Annotated in this window: 19 protein-coding genes; 12 read left to right on the top strand and 7 right to left on the bottom strand. The window is 72.7% G+C overall.

Translation table 11 applies throughout. The features are described 5' to 3' along the window. Positions 1-8: 8 nt before the first annotated feature. Both ABD993_RS32245 and ABD993_RS32240 read right to left on the bottom strand, forming a co-directional pair. The gene (locus ABD993_RS32245; RefSeq protein WP_345426729.1) at positions 9-1,415 is read right to left on the bottom strand and encodes an amidohydrolase family protein; all 1,407 of its coding nucleotides are present in this window, start codon (positions 1,413-1,415) and stop codon (positions 9-11) included. A gap of 241 nt (positions 1,416-1,656) precedes the next feature. Next, entirely contained in the window at positions 1,657-1,854 is a 198-nt protein-coding gene (locus ABD993_RS32240) for a fumarylacetoacetate hydrolase family protein (RefSeq protein ID WP_345426727.1), read from the bottom strand. Between ABD993_RS32240 and ABD993_RS32235 the strand changes: the two genes are divergently transcribed. Next, positions 1,847-2,020 (top strand): hypothetical protein, encoded by a 174-nt coding sequence (locus ABD993_RS32235; RefSeq protein WP_345426725.1) that lies wholly within the window; start codon positions 1,847-1,849, stop codon positions 2,018-2,020. The two genes, ABD993_RS32240 and ABD993_RS32235, sit on opposite strands and share 8 nt — an antisense overlap. Then, a complete protein-coding gene (locus tag ABD993_RS32230; RefSeq protein WP_345426723.1) occupies positions 1,986-2,507 on the top strand; it encodes a TetR/AcrR family transcriptional regulator in 522 nt (173 codons plus the stop codon). Before ABD993_RS32235 ends, ABD993_RS32230 begins: the two co-directional genes overlap by 35 nt. 11 nt (positions 2,508-2,518) lie before the next feature. Here the strand turns inward: ABD993_RS32230 and ABD993_RS32225 are convergent, their stop codons facing one another. Both ABD993_RS32225 and ABD993_RS32220 read right to left on the bottom strand, forming a co-directional pair. Beyond that, positions 2,519-2,797 carry a M23 family metallopeptidase gene (locus ABD993_RS32225; protein WP_345426721.1) on the bottom strand — a complete coding sequence of 93 codons (279 nt, stop codon included), beginning with the start codon at positions 2,795-2,797 and terminating at the stop codon, positions 2,519-2,521. Continuing rightward, complete coding sequence (locus tag ABD993_RS32220) at positions 2,794-3,336, bottom strand: hypothetical protein (RefSeq protein WP_345426719.1); 543 nt, start codon at positions 3,334-3,336, stop codon at positions 2,794-2,796. The genes ABD993_RS32225 and ABD993_RS32220 overlap by 4 nt, the downstream gene beginning before the upstream one ends. A gap of 245 nt (positions 3,337-3,581) precedes the next feature. Here ABD993_RS32220 and ABD993_RS32215 point away from each other — a divergent pair, with 245 nt between their 5' ends. Beyond that, complete coding sequence (locus tag ABD993_RS32215; protein ID WP_345426717.1) at positions 3,582-4,499, top strand: CPBP family glutamic-type intramembrane protease; 918 nt, start codon at positions 3,582-3,584, stop codon at positions 4,497-4,499. Positions 4,500-4,628: 129 nt separating this feature from the next. On the opposite strand, the gene ABD993_RS32210 is transcribed toward ABD993_RS32215, so the two are convergent. From ABD993_RS32210 to ABD993_RS32200, 3 genes are all read right to left on the bottom strand, one after another. Further along, the gene (locus ABD993_RS32210) at positions 4,629-4,769 is read right to left on the bottom strand and encodes a hypothetical protein (protein WP_345426715.1); all 141 of its coding nucleotides are present in this window, start codon (positions 4,767-4,769) and stop codon (positions 4,629-4,631) included. A 551-nt stretch (positions 4,770-5,320) separates the two neighbouring features. Then, entirely contained in the window at positions 5,321-5,644 is a 324-nt protein-coding gene (locus tag ABD993_RS32205; RefSeq protein WP_345426714.1) for a hypothetical protein, read from the bottom strand. A 213-nt stretch (positions 5,645-5,857) separates the two neighbouring features. Next, on the bottom strand, positions 5,858-6,355 hold the full coding sequence (locus tag ABD993_RS32200) for a helix-turn-helix domain-containing protein (RefSeq protein ID WP_345426712.1): 498 nt from the start codon (positions 6,353-6,355) through the stop codon (positions 5,858-5,860). A 274-nt stretch (positions 6,356-6,629) separates the two neighbouring features. On the opposite strand from ABD993_RS32200, the gene ABD993_RS32195 reads away from it, so the two are divergent. From ABD993_RS32195 to ABD993_RS32155, 9 genes are all read left to right on the top strand, one after another. Continuing rightward, positions 6,630-7,625, top strand: a complete 996-nt coding sequence (locus ABD993_RS32195; RefSeq protein ID WP_345426710.1) for a hypothetical protein — start codon at positions 6,630-6,632, stop codon at positions 7,623-7,625. After that, positions 7,625-9,928, top strand: coding sequence for a heavy metal translocating P-type ATPase (locus tag ABD993_RS32190; RefSeq protein WP_345426708.1), 2,304 nt, complete (start codon positions 7,625-7,627; stop codon positions 9,926-9,928). Before ABD993_RS32195 ends, ABD993_RS32190 begins: the two co-directional genes overlap by 1 nt. Positions 9,929-10,043: 115 nt before the next feature. Then, the gene (locus ABD993_RS32185; protein WP_345426706.1) at positions 10,044-11,111 is read left to right on the top strand and encodes an NADH-quinone oxidoreductase subunit B family protein; all 1,068 of its coding nucleotides are present in this window, start codon (positions 10,044-10,046) and stop codon (positions 11,109-11,111) included. A 4-nt stretch (positions 11,112-11,115) separates the two neighbouring features. Next, the gene (locus tag ABD993_RS32180; RefSeq protein ID WP_345426704.1) at positions 11,116-12,918 is read left to right on the top strand and encodes a nickel-dependent hydrogenase large subunit; all 1,803 of its coding nucleotides are present in this window, start codon (positions 11,116-11,118) and stop codon (positions 12,916-12,918) included. Next, positions 12,915-13,412, top strand: a complete 498-nt coding sequence (locus ABD993_RS32175) for a hypothetical protein (RefSeq protein WP_345426702.1) — start codon at positions 12,915-12,917, stop codon at positions 13,410-13,412. The genes ABD993_RS32180 and ABD993_RS32175 overlap by 4 nt, the downstream gene beginning before the upstream one ends. Further along, positions 13,409-13,969 carry a DUF5947 family protein gene (locus ABD993_RS32170; RefSeq protein WP_345426700.1) on the top strand — a complete coding sequence of 187 codons (561 nt, stop codon included), beginning with the start codon at positions 13,409-13,411 and terminating at the stop codon, positions 13,967-13,969. Before ABD993_RS32175 ends, ABD993_RS32170 begins: the two co-directional genes overlap by 4 nt. After that, complete coding sequence (locus ABD993_RS32165) at positions 13,963-14,592, top strand: DUF6084 family protein (protein ID WP_345426698.1); 630 nt, start codon at positions 13,963-13,965, stop codon at positions 14,590-14,592. The genes ABD993_RS32170 and ABD993_RS32165 overlap by 7 nt, the downstream gene beginning before the upstream one ends. Then, positions 14,585-15,802 (top strand): hypothetical protein, encoded by a 1,218-nt coding sequence (locus tag ABD993_RS32160; RefSeq protein ID WP_345426696.1) that lies wholly within the window; start codon positions 14,585-14,587, stop codon positions 15,800-15,802. Before ABD993_RS32165 ends, ABD993_RS32160 begins: the two co-directional genes overlap by 8 nt. Next, on the top strand, positions 15,799-16,302 hold the full coding sequence (locus ABD993_RS32155) for a hydrogenase maturation protease (RefSeq protein ID WP_345426694.1): 504 nt from the start codon (positions 15,799-15,801) through the stop codon (positions 16,300-16,302). Before ABD993_RS32160 ends, ABD993_RS32155 begins: the two co-directional genes overlap by 4 nt. Positions 16,303-16,314: the final 12 nt, after the last annotated feature.

The following is a 16,314-nucleotide window of genomic DNA, read 5'->3' as shown; positions in this document are numbered from 1 at the left end:
GGGTCCGACTAGTCGTCGAAGTCGACGGAGGCGTGGGGCCAGTCGACCGCGCCGAGGAGGTGGTCGTGGGAGGCCTGGACCCGGCGTCGGACCTCGGGCAGGTCGACTCCGAGCAGGCGGCCCTGCCACTTGACGATTCGTCCGTTCACCATCACGGTGGCGACGGACTCGACTCCCGCACCCTGCACGACCGAGGCCAGGATGTTGTTGCGCGGGAACAGGTGCGGCGCCGAGGTGTCGATGAGGATGACGTCCGCCTTGTTCCCGGGCGTCAGGGAACCGGCGATCTCGCCGACGCCGCAGTTGTCCGCGCCCTTCCGGGTCGCGGACTCGAGGATCTCCCGCAGGGTGGGCGAGGCGCTGCCGTCGCGGTGCGCGTCGACCCGGTGCACCAGGTGGAGAGCGCGCATCTCGGCGAACATGTCGATGGCGTAGGTCATCGGGTTGTCGTTGCTCAGGCCGGGACGCAGCCCCTGCTCGACCCACTCGTTGTACGGCACCCGTCCGTACCGGAACTGCGTCTCGATCCGCGGACAGACATTCACCTGGGCCCCGTTGTCGATCACGATCTGACGCTGCTCCGCGGAGAGGAAGTTGCCGTGGTTGATCGCCTCGCGGCCGTCGAAAGCGCCTGCAGAATACAGCTCCGCCAGATTCTGCCGCTCGATTCCGCTGTCGAAGGAGAACCACAGGTCGAGTTCCTTCCGGACCGGAAGCAGGTCCGTGAGGTCGTCGAATCCGGGCGCATAGAGGCGCATCGAGCACAATGCGTCCGCTGCGGAGAAGTACCGGTCGCGCAGCCGCCGCACGTCCGACGGGAAGGTCTCGGCCCACGCACCCGCGCGCGGCCGCCCGACGGCGTGCACACCGCGAACGCCCGAAGCGAGCAGCGCCTCGACGGCGGCGTCCGAGTGCTCGGGCGAGCGCGCGTTGTGCATGTTGTCGACGACCGTGGTGATGCCGCCGTTGAGAGCGGCCAGCAGGGTGTTCAGGGTGCCCGCGTAGATGTCCTCGGGCCGACACGCCGGGGCGAACGCACGGTGGGCGGCGTACATGTAGCTACGCCCCGAGACCGGGGCGCCACCGATCGCGTCCTCCGTGTCCTGGGGGACGTTCTCGGGGATGATCCGCCCGAGAGCGCCCTCCCAGGAGTGGATGTGCGGATCACAGAATCCGGGCATGACGATGTGGTCCCGCGCGTCGATGACGACGGCGTCGGACGCCGAGAGCGAGGGCCCGACCTCGGCGATGCGGTCCCCGACCACCAGCACGTCGCCCGCGGCGAAGTCCCCCACCGCCGCGTCCATCGACAGGACGGACCCACCCTTGAGCAGAATCCGCCGACCCGGCTCCACCCGCCCTGCCGCGTCACCCTGGAGGAGCGCCGCGAGACGCCGCCCCTCGGACGCGCCCACGGCTTCACCCTCGGAACCGCTCATCGCATCCCCGTTCTCACAATGCATGCCCGCGGACATCGTCACCACCGGAGCATGACCACGAATGCGGCGACAGAGGGACGCTAGCATCGTCGGCGCGCGAGCAGAAATTCCACTTGTTAATGCACGCTATTCCTATGAAGAATATGTGGCCGGATGCCACGTTGCCATGCGGATCGAGCGGATCGACGAGGCGGGCGCATTCGAGGGCGCGGGGGACTCAGCGACACCCGAGCTCGATCGAGCCGAGGCGGTCGATCGTGGCGGTGACGACGTCGCCCGGGGCGACCGGGACGGCGGCGGTGAGCCCGCCGGAGAGGACGACCTGTCCCGCGGTGAGGCCCTCGTCCGTGGCGGAGAGGCGGCGGACGAGCCAGGCGACGGCGGCGGCCGGGTGGCCGACCCGCGACGTGGACACCACCCTCGCGGCCCTGACCGAGGCCGCCCTGGACAGCCGACGTCTGTCGCTGCTGTGGCAGCGCGAGGGCCGCCACCTCGACACCGAGGACTTCCAGCCTCGGGCAGGAGCTCGCGGCGGCGAGCAGGCGGGTGATCCTCGCCCCCGTCGCAGGCGGGGCAGGTGAGGGCTGCGGTTCAGGGCGGGTCGCCGACCGGGCACCGCTCGCCCGCCGCGAACAGCTCGTCGCCGCCGCGGCGCAGGAGTTCCGCGCCAAGGGCTTCGCGGGCGTCGGGGTCGACGACATCGGTGGCCGGGTCGACGTCGTCGGCCCCGCCCTCTACCGGTACTTCGACACCAAGGCGGACATCCTCGTCGCCGCTGTGAGCCGCTGGCACGAGTGGCCGGCCCTGGAGACCGCCCGCGTGTTTCACGCCCCCGTACCCGGCGAGGCCGTCCTCGGCCTGCTGGTCGAGGGCCATGTCCGCACCGCGCTCCACGCGACCGACCTGCTCGCCGTGTGGCTCACCGAACGCCTCTACCTCCCCGACGCCGTCCGTGAGCGCCTCGACCGCGTCCAGGCCGACTCCCTCGCCGAATGGCAGCGCTGGCTGTCGGGCGCCGCCATGGCCGCCCTCGGCCTACAGGCGACCGACCGACGGTCCGGGTCGTGAGATCCCGCTGCTCACCCGACGTCGAGGACCTCCAGGTTCAGCGGGAGTTGGTTCCGGTGGGGCCCGGCCGGCCCCGCGGCGTCCACAGGGACGACGGGGGCCTGCGGCGCGAACGGGGCGGTGAGCGCGGCCTCGTCGGTGACGACGCCGGTGCCGGTGAAGCGGGTGAAGACGAACGGCAGTCCGTTGGACTGCAGCGGTGACGGGCCGTCCATGATGTGGAAGTGCAGGTGGGGCGCGTCGGTGTTGCCGCTGTTCCCGAGGATGCCGAGGACATCCCTGGTCTTCACCTGATCACGACCTCGACCCTGACCGTGCCGCGTTGCACGCCGGTGAAGGTGAGGTTCTTCGCGGCCCCGTCGGGCATCGTCAGGGCGACGGTGTGCCGGAGCGCCTGCGGTGGTGTCGCGTCGGCCGGGAGGGTCGCGTCGAGGAACAGGTCACCGGCCTGGCCCGGTCCGAGTCCGTCGCCGGTCGCACCCCCGGCAGGCCTGAGCAGCAGGTCGGCCCGCTGGACCGTCGTGATCACGGCGTCGCCGTCACCCAGGACGGAGACGCTGCCCAGGACCACCCGACCACCGGTCACGTTGATGATCTGCAGCTCGTACGCGAGGTGGATGCGGCCGTCGGCACCGAGGACCGGGTGGACCTGCGGGGACAGCGGCCGGATCGCGACCGGGGTGAGGGTGGCCGTCTCGTCGGAGCTCGTCGGGAGGGCGGACTGCGTGGTCGGCACCGTCGTCGCGGGCACCGAGGTGGCACAGCCGGCCAGGGCGAGGACAACGGCCAGGAGGGCGGCGCAGCCTGCCCGGGCATTGATGGTCGGCATGACGGATCCTCCGGAGTCGCTACCCACGACGGCCCCCCGCGACGCGGCGGACGACCGAATTCTGTGCGGTGATCGCCCGCCCCGGAATCGACCTGGGCCCGGTCCGGGAGCGGACCTGGGCCAGGTCCCGTTGCGACACGATCGGATGGAAGGCGGTCGCCCCCAGGCTCTCGCCGGCTACGCTCCTGCTCCTCTGGCCGCGGTGCCACGTCGACGGCCTCCAGCCTCCTCGGGGGGAGAGCACGATGGTGACCTCCGGAATCGGCGCGCGGCCGGAGAACACTCGTCCCGGTGTCCTGGCTCGACGGCCGTTGACGTGGTTCTTCCTCATCGCCTTCGCCGGCGCGTGGATCGTCGAGGCGCCGGTGGTCCTGTCCCGGACGGGCACCGGCCTCCTGCCCTACACCCTCCCGCCGCTCGTCGTGGTCCTGCTGATCGCCGCCGCGACCTTCACCGGCCCGACCGTGGCGGCCTTCGTCATGGCTCGGGCCACCGAGGGCAGGGACGGCCCGAAACGCCTCCTGCGCCGGTACGTGATGTGGCGGGTCAAGGTCCGCTGGTACCTGTTCGTCCTCCTCGTCTTCCCGGCGACCGAGGTGCTCGGCGCGATCGTCCTGCCCGGAGTCGCGGCGTCCGCCCAGCCGCTGACGATCGGCCTGGCGGCCGGCTACCCGCTGGCGTTCGTCACGACCTTCGTCCTCGGTGGACCGTTGGGCGAGGAGCCGGGCTGGCGCGGCTTCGCACTGCCCCGCCTGCAGGCGGTCTGCGGGCCGCTGGGCGGGGGAAGCCTGCTCGGCGTGATGTGGGCGCTGTGGCACCTGCCCCTGTTCTGGTCTGGAGTCTGGACCCCGCTCAGCGTCCCGAACGTCGTCATGTTCATCCTGATGATCACCCTGCTGACCATCCTGATGACCTGGGTGTACAACAACGTCGGGGGCAGCCTGTTGATCACCATGCTCATGCACGCCTCCTTCAACACCTTCGCCGACAAGGTCGTGGGCCCCCTCTTCCCCGCCCCCGTGCTCGACGAGTACGCGCTCCTGCCGGAGCTGGTCGGTTTCGGCGTGGCAGCGGTCGTCGTCGTGGTCGCGACGAGAGGGCGACTGAGCTACACCGGCGGGCGGGGCTCGTCGGAGGCCGGTCCGGCCGTCGTCCCGACCTGACACCGCGGCCGCGGGGCACGCGCCCACCGCGACCGGAAGCGGCCGGTGGCCCCGACCTCCGGGGTGGAGGTCGGGGCCACTGCACGGCTGGGGCTCCCCGAGTCGACTCACTCGGCGGCCGGTCCGCTCCTACCGGTCGTCGGCGGGGGAGGTCGCCCCCTCGTCCATCGAGTCCGCGTCGTCCTCGTCCTGCGTCGTGGCCGAGTCCTCGGGAGAGGTGTTGCGGTCCTCGTCGGGGAGGACGGTCTCGTCCTCGTCCGTGAGAGCCACGCCGGCCTCGTTCTCGACGATCGTGTCGACCGGAGAGTCAGCCGGTGTCCCGACCGTCGCCTCGTCCGATGCCGGTGTCTCGACGGGTGCCGGTGTCTCGGTCTCCGTCACGGGTGTCCGACGTCCATCGCCGGTGTCGGGTCCGAAGCCTCGTCCACGGTGGGCGCCTCGTCCGGCACGTCTGCAGGCGATGCCGCGACGCGAGCCGCGGAGGCACCGGTGTAGGTCAGCCCTTGGCGATGCCGGTGTCGTGGCGGAGCGCAGAAGGGGAGCCGACCGGATGCCGACGGGGACTGCGGACCGTTCGCCCCCCGTTCTGGAGGCGCCGTGCACACCGCGGCGCGTCGGGCGAGCCGAACCTTCCGGCTTCGGCCGCCGCGGAACACCCGGTGTCTCGGTTGGACGGTGGGCCGCCGACGGGATCCGTCGCACGGTGGTGGCTCGGGATCGGATGACCCGTCCCACGCTGGTACGTCGATGCGTACCGGCCGAGTGCGCCGTGCACACCCCCGCCGTCAAGTCGCAGTAGCAACAATGGCTAGTACGACTTGTCAGAGACGGCTGCCACGGCCCGACCCCTCCCCCGTGCTCAGCGGGAGGCTGGGTGTCGGTATCGCATGTCGACCGGCACCAGGGCCGTCGTGCAGGATCCTGAGCACGTCCCGCATCGCCCACATCCGGTCGTCCGGCGGGCTGTGCACGTCGAGGTACAGCACCGGCTCGGGGCCGCAGGTGTCCAGCCGGGCCACCGCGTCCCGCATCGGGACCTCCACGATGGACACCAGCCCGAGCAGGCGGGTCCGCAGGTCGTGGATCGGCGGGCCGGCGTCGTCCGCCGTGGCGTTCGGAACCGCCGGGTCTCGGCCGACTCGCACCCGCAGCCCTCTTCCTGCTCGCCGGGAGCGCTGCCTCGTCGCGGGTTCTGGACGGCTCGTCAGCACTGTCGGGATCACCTCGGGGAGAGGTGGAGGCGATCTCGTCGTGTGCAGTCTTCATCGCGTGCGAGTGCGCAGACGTTGCCCGTCGACGGACGTTCTACCTGTTCAGACCAACGATGTCGGCTCCCGGCGACTATCGGTGACCGTTGATCACGCCCGCTCGTGTCGGACTGGGGCATCAGGGTCCCGGCGTGAGGGCGCCGCGGCCTTGGGCCACTCGAGCGCGCGGCCGCGCACGTGCTCGTTCTCCGCGGCGGGCTCCCGCTCCACGGCGTCGGCGACGGCCGCCCGGATCGTCGCGAGGAGGGCGTCACGGGTCCGGTCGGAGAGCCGTTCGGTGCCGGAGGGGAGCAGGCGCGAGAGCTCGGAGTCCCGGGTCCGCGCGTCCAGGCCCACGCTGCGCGCCGCGGCGAGGACGACCGTCGTGATGTCGACCTCCAGGACCTGCGCGATGACGACCAGCGAACTCGGGTCCGGGAACTTCCGCGGTGGCGCTCCGGCGCCCAGCTGCTGCCACCGGCCCCGGCTCAGCGCCCGATCGGACCGTCGCTCGAGGTCGGTGTAGGACCATCCGCGCTCGTCCATGCGGGCGCGGAGGAGCTGCTGCAGGGTCGGCGCGGGGTCGCCGGGTCCTTGCGAGTCGGTCACGGATGGCCTCGTTCGTCCTGGTTCACACGGGCACAGCTCGCCGGGGCCTGCGCCGCGGGACACGCCGCTCGCGCCCTCACACGCACGGTGAAGTATATGCACTGTCAAGCAGCAGATGACGCCGACGGGGCGATCACTCGGTCGCAACCTACCGGTACCGGCCAGGTCCCGGTGACCGCCGAACGGCCGCGAGCAGGGACTCGGTGCCCGAGCGGTCGCACCCTTGAATAGGGTACCCCCCTAGGGTATGTTGCGCGGCGTGGAGGAGGTCGCCGTGAACACTCTCTCGAAGCTCTCCGTCTACGGCGCGGCGCTCGCCCTCCTCAGTCTCGGGGCGTACGCGACCGGATCCGCTGTCGGTCCTCTCCGATCCCCCGCCCCCGCGCGCGAGATCACGTCCGGCGCCGAGGGCGCGGGGCACGGGGACGCTCACAGCAGCGCCGTCACAGGGACCGCGGACCAGCCCGCCGGGCCGGCGTCGAGCAGGGGCGGCTACACCCTCGCGCCCACCGCCTCGACGCCGACCGCCGGAACCACCACCGAACTCACCTTCCACATCATCGGTCCCGACGGGGCCCCCGTCACCGCGTTCGACGAGGAGCACACCAAGCGGCTGCACCTGATCGTCGTCCGCCGCGACACCACCGGGTTCCAGCACCTCCACCCGACCATGGACCCCGACGGCACCTGGCGGACGAGCCTGCGGCTGCCCACGGGCGGTGTCCACCGGGTCTTCGCGGACTTCACGCCCACCGGCGGTCCGGCGACCACCCTCGGCGTCGACCTCTCGGTCGCGGGCACCTACGAGCCGGTCACTCCCGCGCCGAGCCGGATCGCCCGGATAGACGACTACGAGGTCCGCCTCGACGGCGAGCTGAGCCCGGGACGGTCCTCACCGGTGACCCTGACCGTCACCCGGGACGGCGCGCCGGTCACCGACCTGCAGCCCTACCTCGGCGCCTACGGACACCTCGTCGCGCTCCGGTCCACGGACCTGGCCTACCTGCACGTGCACCCCGACCGCAGCCCCGACGACGGACGCACGGCGGCGGGCCCGCAGATCCGGTTCCTCGCCGAGGTCCCCTCGACCGGGACCTACCGGCTCTTCCTGGACTTCCAGCACGCCAGCGTGGTCCGCACCGCCGAGTTCACCCTGCCCGCCGGACCCACCCCCGAACCCGGAGCGTTGCCGACCGCGCCCGCGGCGGGTACCCCGGAGGACGACCACGGCCACCCGGCCACCGGTGACCGCGCGGGAGGTGAGCACTGATGCCCACGACCGACACCTCCGCCACGCCCGCCGAGGGCACGGGCACGGTGACCGAGGTCGAGCTCTCGATCAGCGGGATGACCTGCGCCTCGTGCGCCAACCGGATCGAGCGCACGCTCAACCGGATCGACGGGGTGAGCGCCACCGTCAACTACGCGACCGAGAAGGCCAAGGTGCACGCCCCGGGCGGGGTCGCCGCCGACACGCTCCTCGCAACCGTCGAGGCCGCCGGGTACCACGCCCGGCTGCCCGAGCCGCCGACGTCCGCAGGCGCCGGTACCGACGACGGCGAGCCCGACGAGCTGCGCAGCGTCCGACAGCGGCTGTGGATCTCGCTGCTGCTGTCCGTGCCGGTCGTCGCCCTCGCGATGGTCCCCGCGCTGCAGTTCACCTACTGGCAGTGGATCTCGCTGACCCTGGCCGCTCCGGTGATCGTGTGGGCGGCGGCGCCGTTCCACCGCGCCGCGTGGGCGAACCTGCGCCACGGCGCCGCGACGATGGACACCCTGATCTCGCTCGGCACCCTCGCGGCGTTCGCGTGGTCGCTGTACGCCCTGCTCTTCGGGACGGCGGGCATCCCGGGCATGACACACCCCTTCGAGCTCACGATCAGCCCGTCGGACGGGGCGGGGAACATCTATCTCGAGGTCGCCGCCGGGGTGACCACGCTCATCCTGGCCGGGCGGTACTTCGAGGCCCGCGCCAAGCGCCGCGCCGGGGCGGCGCTGCGCGCGCTGCTCGAGCTCGGCGCTAAGGACGTCGCGGTGCTGCGCGAGGACGCCGACGGGACCACCCGCGAGGAGCGGATCCCCGTCGCGCGGCTCGCCGTGGGCGACCGGTTCGTCGTCCGCCCCGGGGAGAAGATCGCCACGGACGGGACCGTGGTCGAGGGTTCCTCGGCCGTCGACGTGTCGATGCTGACCGGGGAGTCGGTGCCGGTCGAGGTCGGTGTCGGCGACGAGGTCGTCGGCGCCGCGGTCAACGCGGGCGGGCGGCTCGTCGTCGCGGCCCGCCGGATCGGCTCCGACACCCAGCTGGCCCGGATGGCGAGGCTGGTCGAGGACGCCCAGACCGGGAAGGCACACGTCCAACGCCTGGCCGATCGGATCTCCGGGGTCTTCGTGCCGATCGTGATCGCCCTGGCGGCGGCCACGCTCGGGTTCTGGCTGGGCACGGGGTCCGGGGCCGCGGCGGCGTTCACCGCCGCCGTGGCGGTGCTGATCATCGCCTGCCCGTGCGCGCTGGGGCTGGCGACCCCGACCGCGTTGCTGGTCGGGACCGGGCGCGGCGCCCAGCTGGGCATCCTGATCAAGGGCCCGGAGGTGCTCGAGTCGACCCGCAGGATCGACACCGTGGTGCCGGACAAGACCGGCACCGTGACCACCGGGCGGATGACCCTCGTCGGCGTGCACACAGCGGACGGGGTCGACGAGCGGGAGGTGCTGAGGCTGGCGGGAGCCCTGGAGGACGCCTCCGAGCACCCCATCGCCGCGGCGGTCGCCCGCGCCGCCCGGGACCGGGTCGGCCCCCTGCCCGAGGTCGCGGAGTTCGCCAACCACGCGGGCCTCGGAGTGCAGGGGGTCGTGGACGGGCACGCCGTGCTCGTCGGGAGGCCCGGCCTGCTTCGGGACCGGAGCCGACCACTGACCGACGACCTGGCGCAGGCCGTGGAGGACGAGGCCGCCCGCGGCCGCACCGCGATCGCGGTGGCCTGGGACGGGCGGGCCCGCGCCGTGCTCGTCGTCGCCGACACGGTCAAGGACACCTCGGCCGAGGCCGTCGCGCGGCTCACGGGTCTGGGCCTCACCCCGATCCTGCTCACCGGGGACAACCGGGCCGCGGCCGAGGCGGTCGCGCGCGAGGTGGGCATCGGCGTGGGCCCGGACACGGTGATCGCCGAGGTGCTGCCGCAGGACAAGCTCGCCGCGATCGAGAGGCTCCAGGCCGCGGGCAAGGTCGTGGCGATGGTCGGCGACGGGGTCAACGACGCCGCCGCGCTCGCCCGGGCCGATCTCGGGCTCGCCATGGGCACCGGCACCGACGTGGCGATCGAGGCGGCCGACATCACCCTGGTCCGCGGGGATCTCCGCACCGCGGCCGACGCGATCCGGCTGTCCCGGCGCACCCTCGCGACGATCAAGGGCAACCTGTTCTGGGCGTTCGCGTACAACGTCGCCGCCCTGCCCCTGGCCGCGCTCGGGTTGCTCAACCCGATGCTGGCGGGTGCCGCGATGGCGTTCAGCTCACTGTTCGTCGTCGGCAACAGCCTGCGGCTGCGCCGCTTCACCCCGGCCGCGCGATAGAGCGGACCGGGCGCGATATCTGCGTGGAGGCGGTAGCTGCACCGCACACTTACCGCGCCCGGCCCGTCGGTCTACAACCGGACCACCACCACATCTCGGCCCGGGGGGCGCCGCCATGTCAGCACCGACCACCAGGCAGGACCCGCCCGACACCGAGGATCCGACGGTCCACATCCTGTGGATCAACGCGGGCCTGAGCTGCGACGGCGACTCGGTGGCGCTCACCGCCGCGACCCAGCCGAGCATCGAGGAGATCGCCCTCGGCGCCCTGCCCGGGCTGCCGAAGATCGCCGTGCACTGGCCGCTGATCGACTTCGACAACGGGCCCGTCGGCGGCACCAACGACTTCATCGAGTGGTTCTTCAAGGCCGACCGCGGCGAGCTGGAGCCCTTCGTGCTGGTCGTGGAGGGCTCGATCCCGAACGAGGCGATCAAGGCCGAGGGTTACTGGTGCGGCTTCGGCAACGACCCGATGACCGGTCAGCCGATGACCACCAGCGAGTGGCTGGACCGGCTGGCGCCCAAGGCGCTCGCCGTCCTCGCCGTGGGCACCTGCGCCACCTACGGCGGCATCCACGCGATGGCCGGGAACCCGACCGGCGCGATGGGCGTCCCGGACTATCTGGGGTGGAGCTGGAAGTCCAAGGCGGGCATCCCGATCGTCTGCGTGCCGGGCTGTCCCACCCACCCGGACAACCTCTCGGAGACCATCCTCTACCTGCTCTACCAGGCCACCGGGGCCGCGCCGATGATCCCGCTCGACGAGGCGCTGCGCCCGAAGTGGCTCTTCGGCGCCACCGTGCACGAGGGCTGCGACCGCGGCGGGTACTACGAGCAGGGCGAGTTCGCCGCCGAGTACGGCTCGCCGACCTGCCTGGTCAAGCTGGGCTGCTGGGGCCCGGTCGTGAAGTGCAACGTGCCCAAGCGCGGCTGGATCAACGGCGTCGGCGGCTGCCCGAACGTCGGCGGCATCTGCATCGGCTGCACGATGCCCGGCTTCCCCGACAAGTTCATGCCGTTCATGGACCCCCCGCCCGGCAGCCTGGTCTCCGGCACCGCCAGTCGGGCCTACGGCGGCGTGGTCCGGCGGCTGCGCACCATCACCGCGCGCAAGCTCGACGCCGAGCCGCGGTGGCGCCACAAGGGCTCCGAGCTCGAGACCGGCTACGCGAAGGTCTGGTGAGGACATGACCGCCACGCAACCCCGCACCTCGTCCACCGACACGACCGGCCTCACCGAGATGTCCTGGGACCCGATCACCCGGATCGTGGGCAGCCTCGGGATCTACACGAAGATCGACTTCTCGCAGGGCCGCGTCGCGGAGTGCCACTCCACGTCGTCGATCTTCCGGGGCTACTCGATCTTCATGAAGGGCAAGGACCCGCGCGACGCGCACTTCATCACCAGCCGGATCTGCGGGATCTGCGGCGACAACCACGCCACCTGCTCGGTCTACAACCAGAACATGGCCTTTCGCGTCCGCCCGCCGCACCTGGGCGAGTGGATCATCAACCTGGGCGAGGCCGCGGAGTACATGTTCGACCACAACATCTTCCAGGAGAACCTGGTCGGGGTGGACTACTGCGAGAAGATGATCTCGGAGACCAACCCCGGCGTGCTCGAGCTCGCGAACCGCACGGAGTCCCCGCACGGCGCCGACCACGGCTACCGGACCATCGGCGACATCATGCGGGCGCTCAACCCGTTCACCGGCGAGTTCTACCGCGAGGCGCTGCAGGTCAGCCGGTACACCCGCGAGATGTTCTGTCTCATGGAGGGGCGGCACGTCCATCCGTCCACGCTGTACCCCGGCGGCGTCGGCACCCACGCCACGATCCAGCTCTTCACCGACTACTACACCCGGCTCATGCGGTACGTGGAGTTCATGAAGAAGGTCGTCCCGATGCACGACGACCTGTGGGACTTCATGTACGAGGCCCTGCCGGGCTACGAGGAGGTCGGCAGGCGGCGGGTGCTGCTGGGCTGCTGGGGCTCGCTCAACGATCCCGAGCACTGCGACTTCGACTACGAGAACATGACGAGCTGGGGCCGCCGGATGTTCGTGAGCCCCGGCGTCGTCGTGGACGGGACGCTGGTCACCAACGACCTGGTCGAGATCAACCTGGGCATCCGGATCCTGTTGGGGCACAGCTTCTACCGGGACTGGGAGGACCAGGAGACCTTCGTGACGCACGATCCACTGGGCAACCCGGTGGACCGGCGGCACCCCTGGAACCAGCACACGATCCCGGCGCCGCAGAAGCGGGACTTCGACGAGAAGTACTCCTGGACGATGTCCCCGCGCTGGTTCGACGGCCAGGACTTCCTCCCCCTCGACACCGGCGGCGGCCCGCTGGCCCGGCTGTGGGCCACGGCGCTCGGCGGGCTCGTCGACTGCGGGTTCGTCAAGGCGACCGGGGACAGCGTCGAGATCCACCTGCCGCGGACCGTGCTCAAGCCGGAGGCGCACTTCGTCTGGCGGCCGCCGACGGACAAGCAGGGCAGCCCGCTGTCCAACGCGATCGAGCGCAACCGGGCCCGGACCTACTTCCAGGCCTACTCCGCGGCCGTGGCGCTGCACTTCATCGAGCAGGCCCTCGCCGAGGTGCGCGGCGGCCACACCAGGACCTGGGAGAAGTTCACCGTCCCCGACGAGGCCGTCAGCTGCGGGTTCACCGAGGCGGTCCGCGGGGTGCTGTCTCACCACATGGTGATCCGCGGCGGGAGGATCGCGAACTACCACCCCTACCCGCCGACGCCGTGGAACGGCAGCGTCCGCGACACCCACGGCACCCCCGGGCCCTACGAGGACGCCGTGCAGAACACGCCGATCTTCGAGGAGAACCCGCGGGAGCGGTTCAAGGGGATCGACATCATGCGCGCGGTCCGCAGCTTCGACCCGTGCCTGCCCTGCGGCGTCCACATGTACCTGGGCGAGGGCAGGGAGCTGCACACCACGCACACGCCGGGCGGGTTGAACCTCCTGTGAGCGAGGTGGACCCGGCGCGGGTGGCCGAACGGCTGGAGGAGGTGCTCGACCGGCTGGATCCCCGCACCCGGCCGGCGGGCGAGGAGCTCGTCCGGGTGCTCATGCAGTTCTACGGGGCCGGGCTCGCGCAGCTGGTGGCGGTCGCCCGGGCCGCGGGCGGCGAGGGGTTGGTGCGCCGGCTGGCCGCGGATCCGCTGGTGGGTGCGGTGCTCGCGCTGCACGACCTGCATCCGGTGGACCTGCGGACCCGGGCGGAGCACGCGATGGCGGTCGCGGCCCGCAAGCTCGGCGGCCACGCCGGGGACGTGTCCCTGCTCGGGATCGACCCCGACGGCACCATCCGGGTACAGACGGCGGCGGGCGGCTGCGGCGCGGAGACGGTGCGGCAGATCGTCGCCGAGCAGATGGCCGCGGCGGCGCCGGACGCGGGCCTCGCCTTCGTGGAGCGTGAACCGGGGCCGACGCTGCTCCGGATCGGGGTCCGGCGGCCGTGAGGGGCCTGCGCCGGTACCTGGCGACCGAGCCCGCCCCGGTCCTCGAGCGCTGCGAGCTGTGCGCCACCGACATCCCGGCCGAGCACCCGCACCTCGTCCACGTGGCGGACCGGCGGCTGGTGTGCGCCTGCGGGCCCTGCGCCTTCCTCTTCGACGCCCCCGGGGCAGGCGGCTACGCCCGGGTCCCGGACCGGGTGCGGCGCGCCGACGGCCTCGACGACGCCACCTGGGAGGCACTGCAGATCCCGGTCGGAGCGGCCTTCGTGCTGCGGAACTCGGTGCAGGACAGGCTGATCGCCTGCTATCCGAGCCCGGCGGGGGCGACCGAGAGCGAGCTGCCGGTCCCGGCCGGGCTGCCGCTGCTCGCCGAGCTCGCCCCGGACGTCGAGGCGCTGCTCGTGCGCCGGGACCCGCCCGAGAGCTACCTCGTGCCCGTCGACGAGTGCTACCGGCTCGTCGGGCTGGTCCGGCGGCACTGGACCGGGTTCGACGGCGGCCCCGCGGCCCACGCGGCGATCGACGGCTTCTTCGCGGAGCTGGAGGCGCGCGCGTGCTGACCTTCGCCTGCACCGGATCCCGCCCCGACACCCGGGCGGCGGGCCCCGCGGTGTGCCTGGACCTGCGCATCTCCGACGGCACCGGGCGTCGGGTGCACACCGTCGCGCTGCGCGTCCAGGTCCGGATCGACCCGCGGCCCCGCCGGTACTCCGCGGCGGAGGCGGCGCGGCTCGGGGACCTGTTCGGCGAGTCGGACCGGTGGGGCGCGACCCTCACGCCGCTGCAGCTCGCCGAGGTCCCGGTGCTCACCCCGCCCTTCACCGGGGAGACCACGGTCGCGGTGAGCGTCCCGCTGACCTACGACCTCGACGTCGCCGCCACCCGCTACCTGCACGGGCTGGACTCCGGCGAGGTCCCGCTCGACCTCCACTTCTCGGGGACGCTGTTCTACGCCGGGGACACCGGCGTGCAGGTTGGGCTCGTGTCGTGGCAGGAGGAGGCCCACCACCGGCTGCCGGTCGCGGTGTGGCGGGCCGCGATGGACGCGCACTTCCCCGGCGGCGGCTGGGTCCGGCTGCGGCGGGACGTGCTGGACCGGCTGGCGGCCTACCGGTCGGCGCAGACCCTCCCCAGCTGGGACGACGCTCTGGAGCGGCTGCTGAAGGAGGTGGGCCGTGAGTGACCGGTTCGCCGAAGTGGCGGCGGTGGCGGACACCGTGCTGTTCGAGGGGTACCTGCTCTACCCCTATCGTGCCTCGGCGCAGAAGAACCGGGTGCGCTGGCAGTGGGGTGTGCTCGTCCCGGCGGGGTTCGGCGCGGACTCCGGTGAGACCTCGGCCAACCGCACGGAGGTGCTGCTGGAGCCGGGCCCGGACTGCCTGCTCCACCTGCGGCTGCGCTTCCTCCAGCTCGACCGCGGGTCCGGGCCGGACGGGCAGCCCTACGACGGCGGTGTCCCCCGCGAGGTCGACGCCACCCTGGCCCTGGCCGACCTGCCCGCGGAGATCCCGGTCGAGCTCCCCGGCGACGGCGAGCGGCAGCTCCCGCTGCACGCCGTCCTGGCGGTGTCGGCGACCGCGCCGCCCGGCCCGTACGACGTGGTCCGGCTGCGGGTCGACGTGCGCAACACCGCCCCCTCCCGCGCCGCCACCCGGGACGACGCGCTGCGGCAGTCCCTGATCGGCACGCACCTGATGCTCGCCGTCGAGCCGGGTTCCTTCGTCTCCCCCACCGACCCGCCGGAATGGGCCGCGCCGGATGTCGCCGAGTGCCGCAGCGCGCACCTCTGGCCCGCGTCGGCCGGGGCCGAGGACCGCTCCGACCTCCTGCTCTCCGCCCCGATCATCCTCGGCGACCACGCCCGGATCGCGCCCGAGAGCCCGGTCGACCTCTTCGACGGCACCGAGAACGACGAGATCCTCACCCTGCGCACGATGGTCCTCACCGACGCCGAGAAGGCCGAGGCCCGGGCCAGGGACCCGCGCGCCGCCGCGCTCGTCGACGCGGTGGACGCGCTGCCCCCGGAGATCCTGGAGCGGCTGCACGGGGCGGTCCGGTCGCTGCGCCCGGTGCAGGAGGTCCCGACGCTCCACACCCCACCCGAGACCCCCTGGTGGGACCCGGCCGCCGACGCGTCGGTCGACCCGGACACCGACTCGGTGCTGGTCGGGCGGGTGCCGGTGGCGCGGGGCAGCGCCGTGGTGCTGCGGCCCGGCCCGGGCACGGACGCCCAGGACACCTTCCTCACCGGGCGGCGGGCGACCGTCGAGGCCGTGGTGCACGACGTCGACGGGGGCGTGCACGTCGCCGTCTCCGTCCCCGACGACCCCGCCTCGGCACTGTCGCACGGCCGCTTCCGCTACTTCCGGCCGGACGAGCTGGAGGTGCCGTGACCAGGGTGCTGATCGCGGGCGTCGGGAACGTCCTGCGGCGCGACGACGGCTTCGGGCCCGAGGTCGCCCGCAGGCTCGCCGCGCGCGGCGGACTGCCGCCGGGTGTCGAGGTCACCGACGTCGGGATCCGGGGGGTGCACCTGGCCTACCAGCTGCTCGACGGCTGGGCGGGCCTCCTGCTGGTCGACGCGGTGCACCGCGACCGGGCCCCGGGCACCCTCTACCGGCTGGAGCACACCCTGGCCGAGCGCGACCCCGGCGCCCCGGCGCTCGACGCGCACGACATGAGCCCGGACGTCGTCCTGGGGCTGCTGCGCGACCTCGCCGCGGCGACCGGGGTGCACGATCCCGTCGGCCGGGTCCTGGTGCTCGGCTGCGAGCCCGCGGACCTCGGCGACGGGATCGGGCTGTCCCCGCCGGTCGCCGCGGCCGTCGAACCCGCGCTCGCCGCCGTCGACGAGCTGCTCGCCCTGGTCCTCCCGGAAGGAGCCGCCCGATGAAGGTCGTGCTGA

This window comes from Pseudonocardia xishanensis (genome assembly GCF_039541715.1).
Taxonomy (GTDB): Bacteria; Actinomycetota; Actinomycetes; order Mycobacteriales; family Pseudonocardiaceae; genus Pseudonocardia; species Pseudonocardia xishanensis.
Note: the sequence above shows the minus strand (reverse complement) of the source record. Positions and strands in the feature narration are given on the sequence as shown.

What these genes read in the sequence shown, in the direction of transcription:
- ABD993_RS32180 (WP_345426704.1), top strand. Translation starts at nt 11,116, where the DNA reads ATGACCGCCACGCAACCCCGCACCTCGTCCACCGACACGACCGGCCTC.
- ABD993_RS32215 (WP_345426717.1), top strand. Translation starts at nt 3,582, where the DNA reads ATGGTGACCTCCGGAATCGGCGCGCGGCCGGAGAACACTCGTCCCGGT.
- ABD993_RS32185 (WP_345426706.1), top strand. Translation starts at nt 10,044, where the DNA reads ATGTCAGCACCGACCACCAGGCAGGACCCGCCCGACACCGAGGATCCG.
- ABD993_RS32190 (WP_345426708.1), top strand. Translation starts at nt 7,625, where the DNA reads ATGCCCACGACCGACACCTCCGCCACGCCCGCCGAGGGCACGGGCACG.
- ABD993_RS32220 (WP_345426719.1), bottom strand. Translation starts at nt 3,336, where the DNA reads ATGCCGACCATCAATGCCCGGGCAGGCTGCGCCGCCCTCCTGGCCGTT.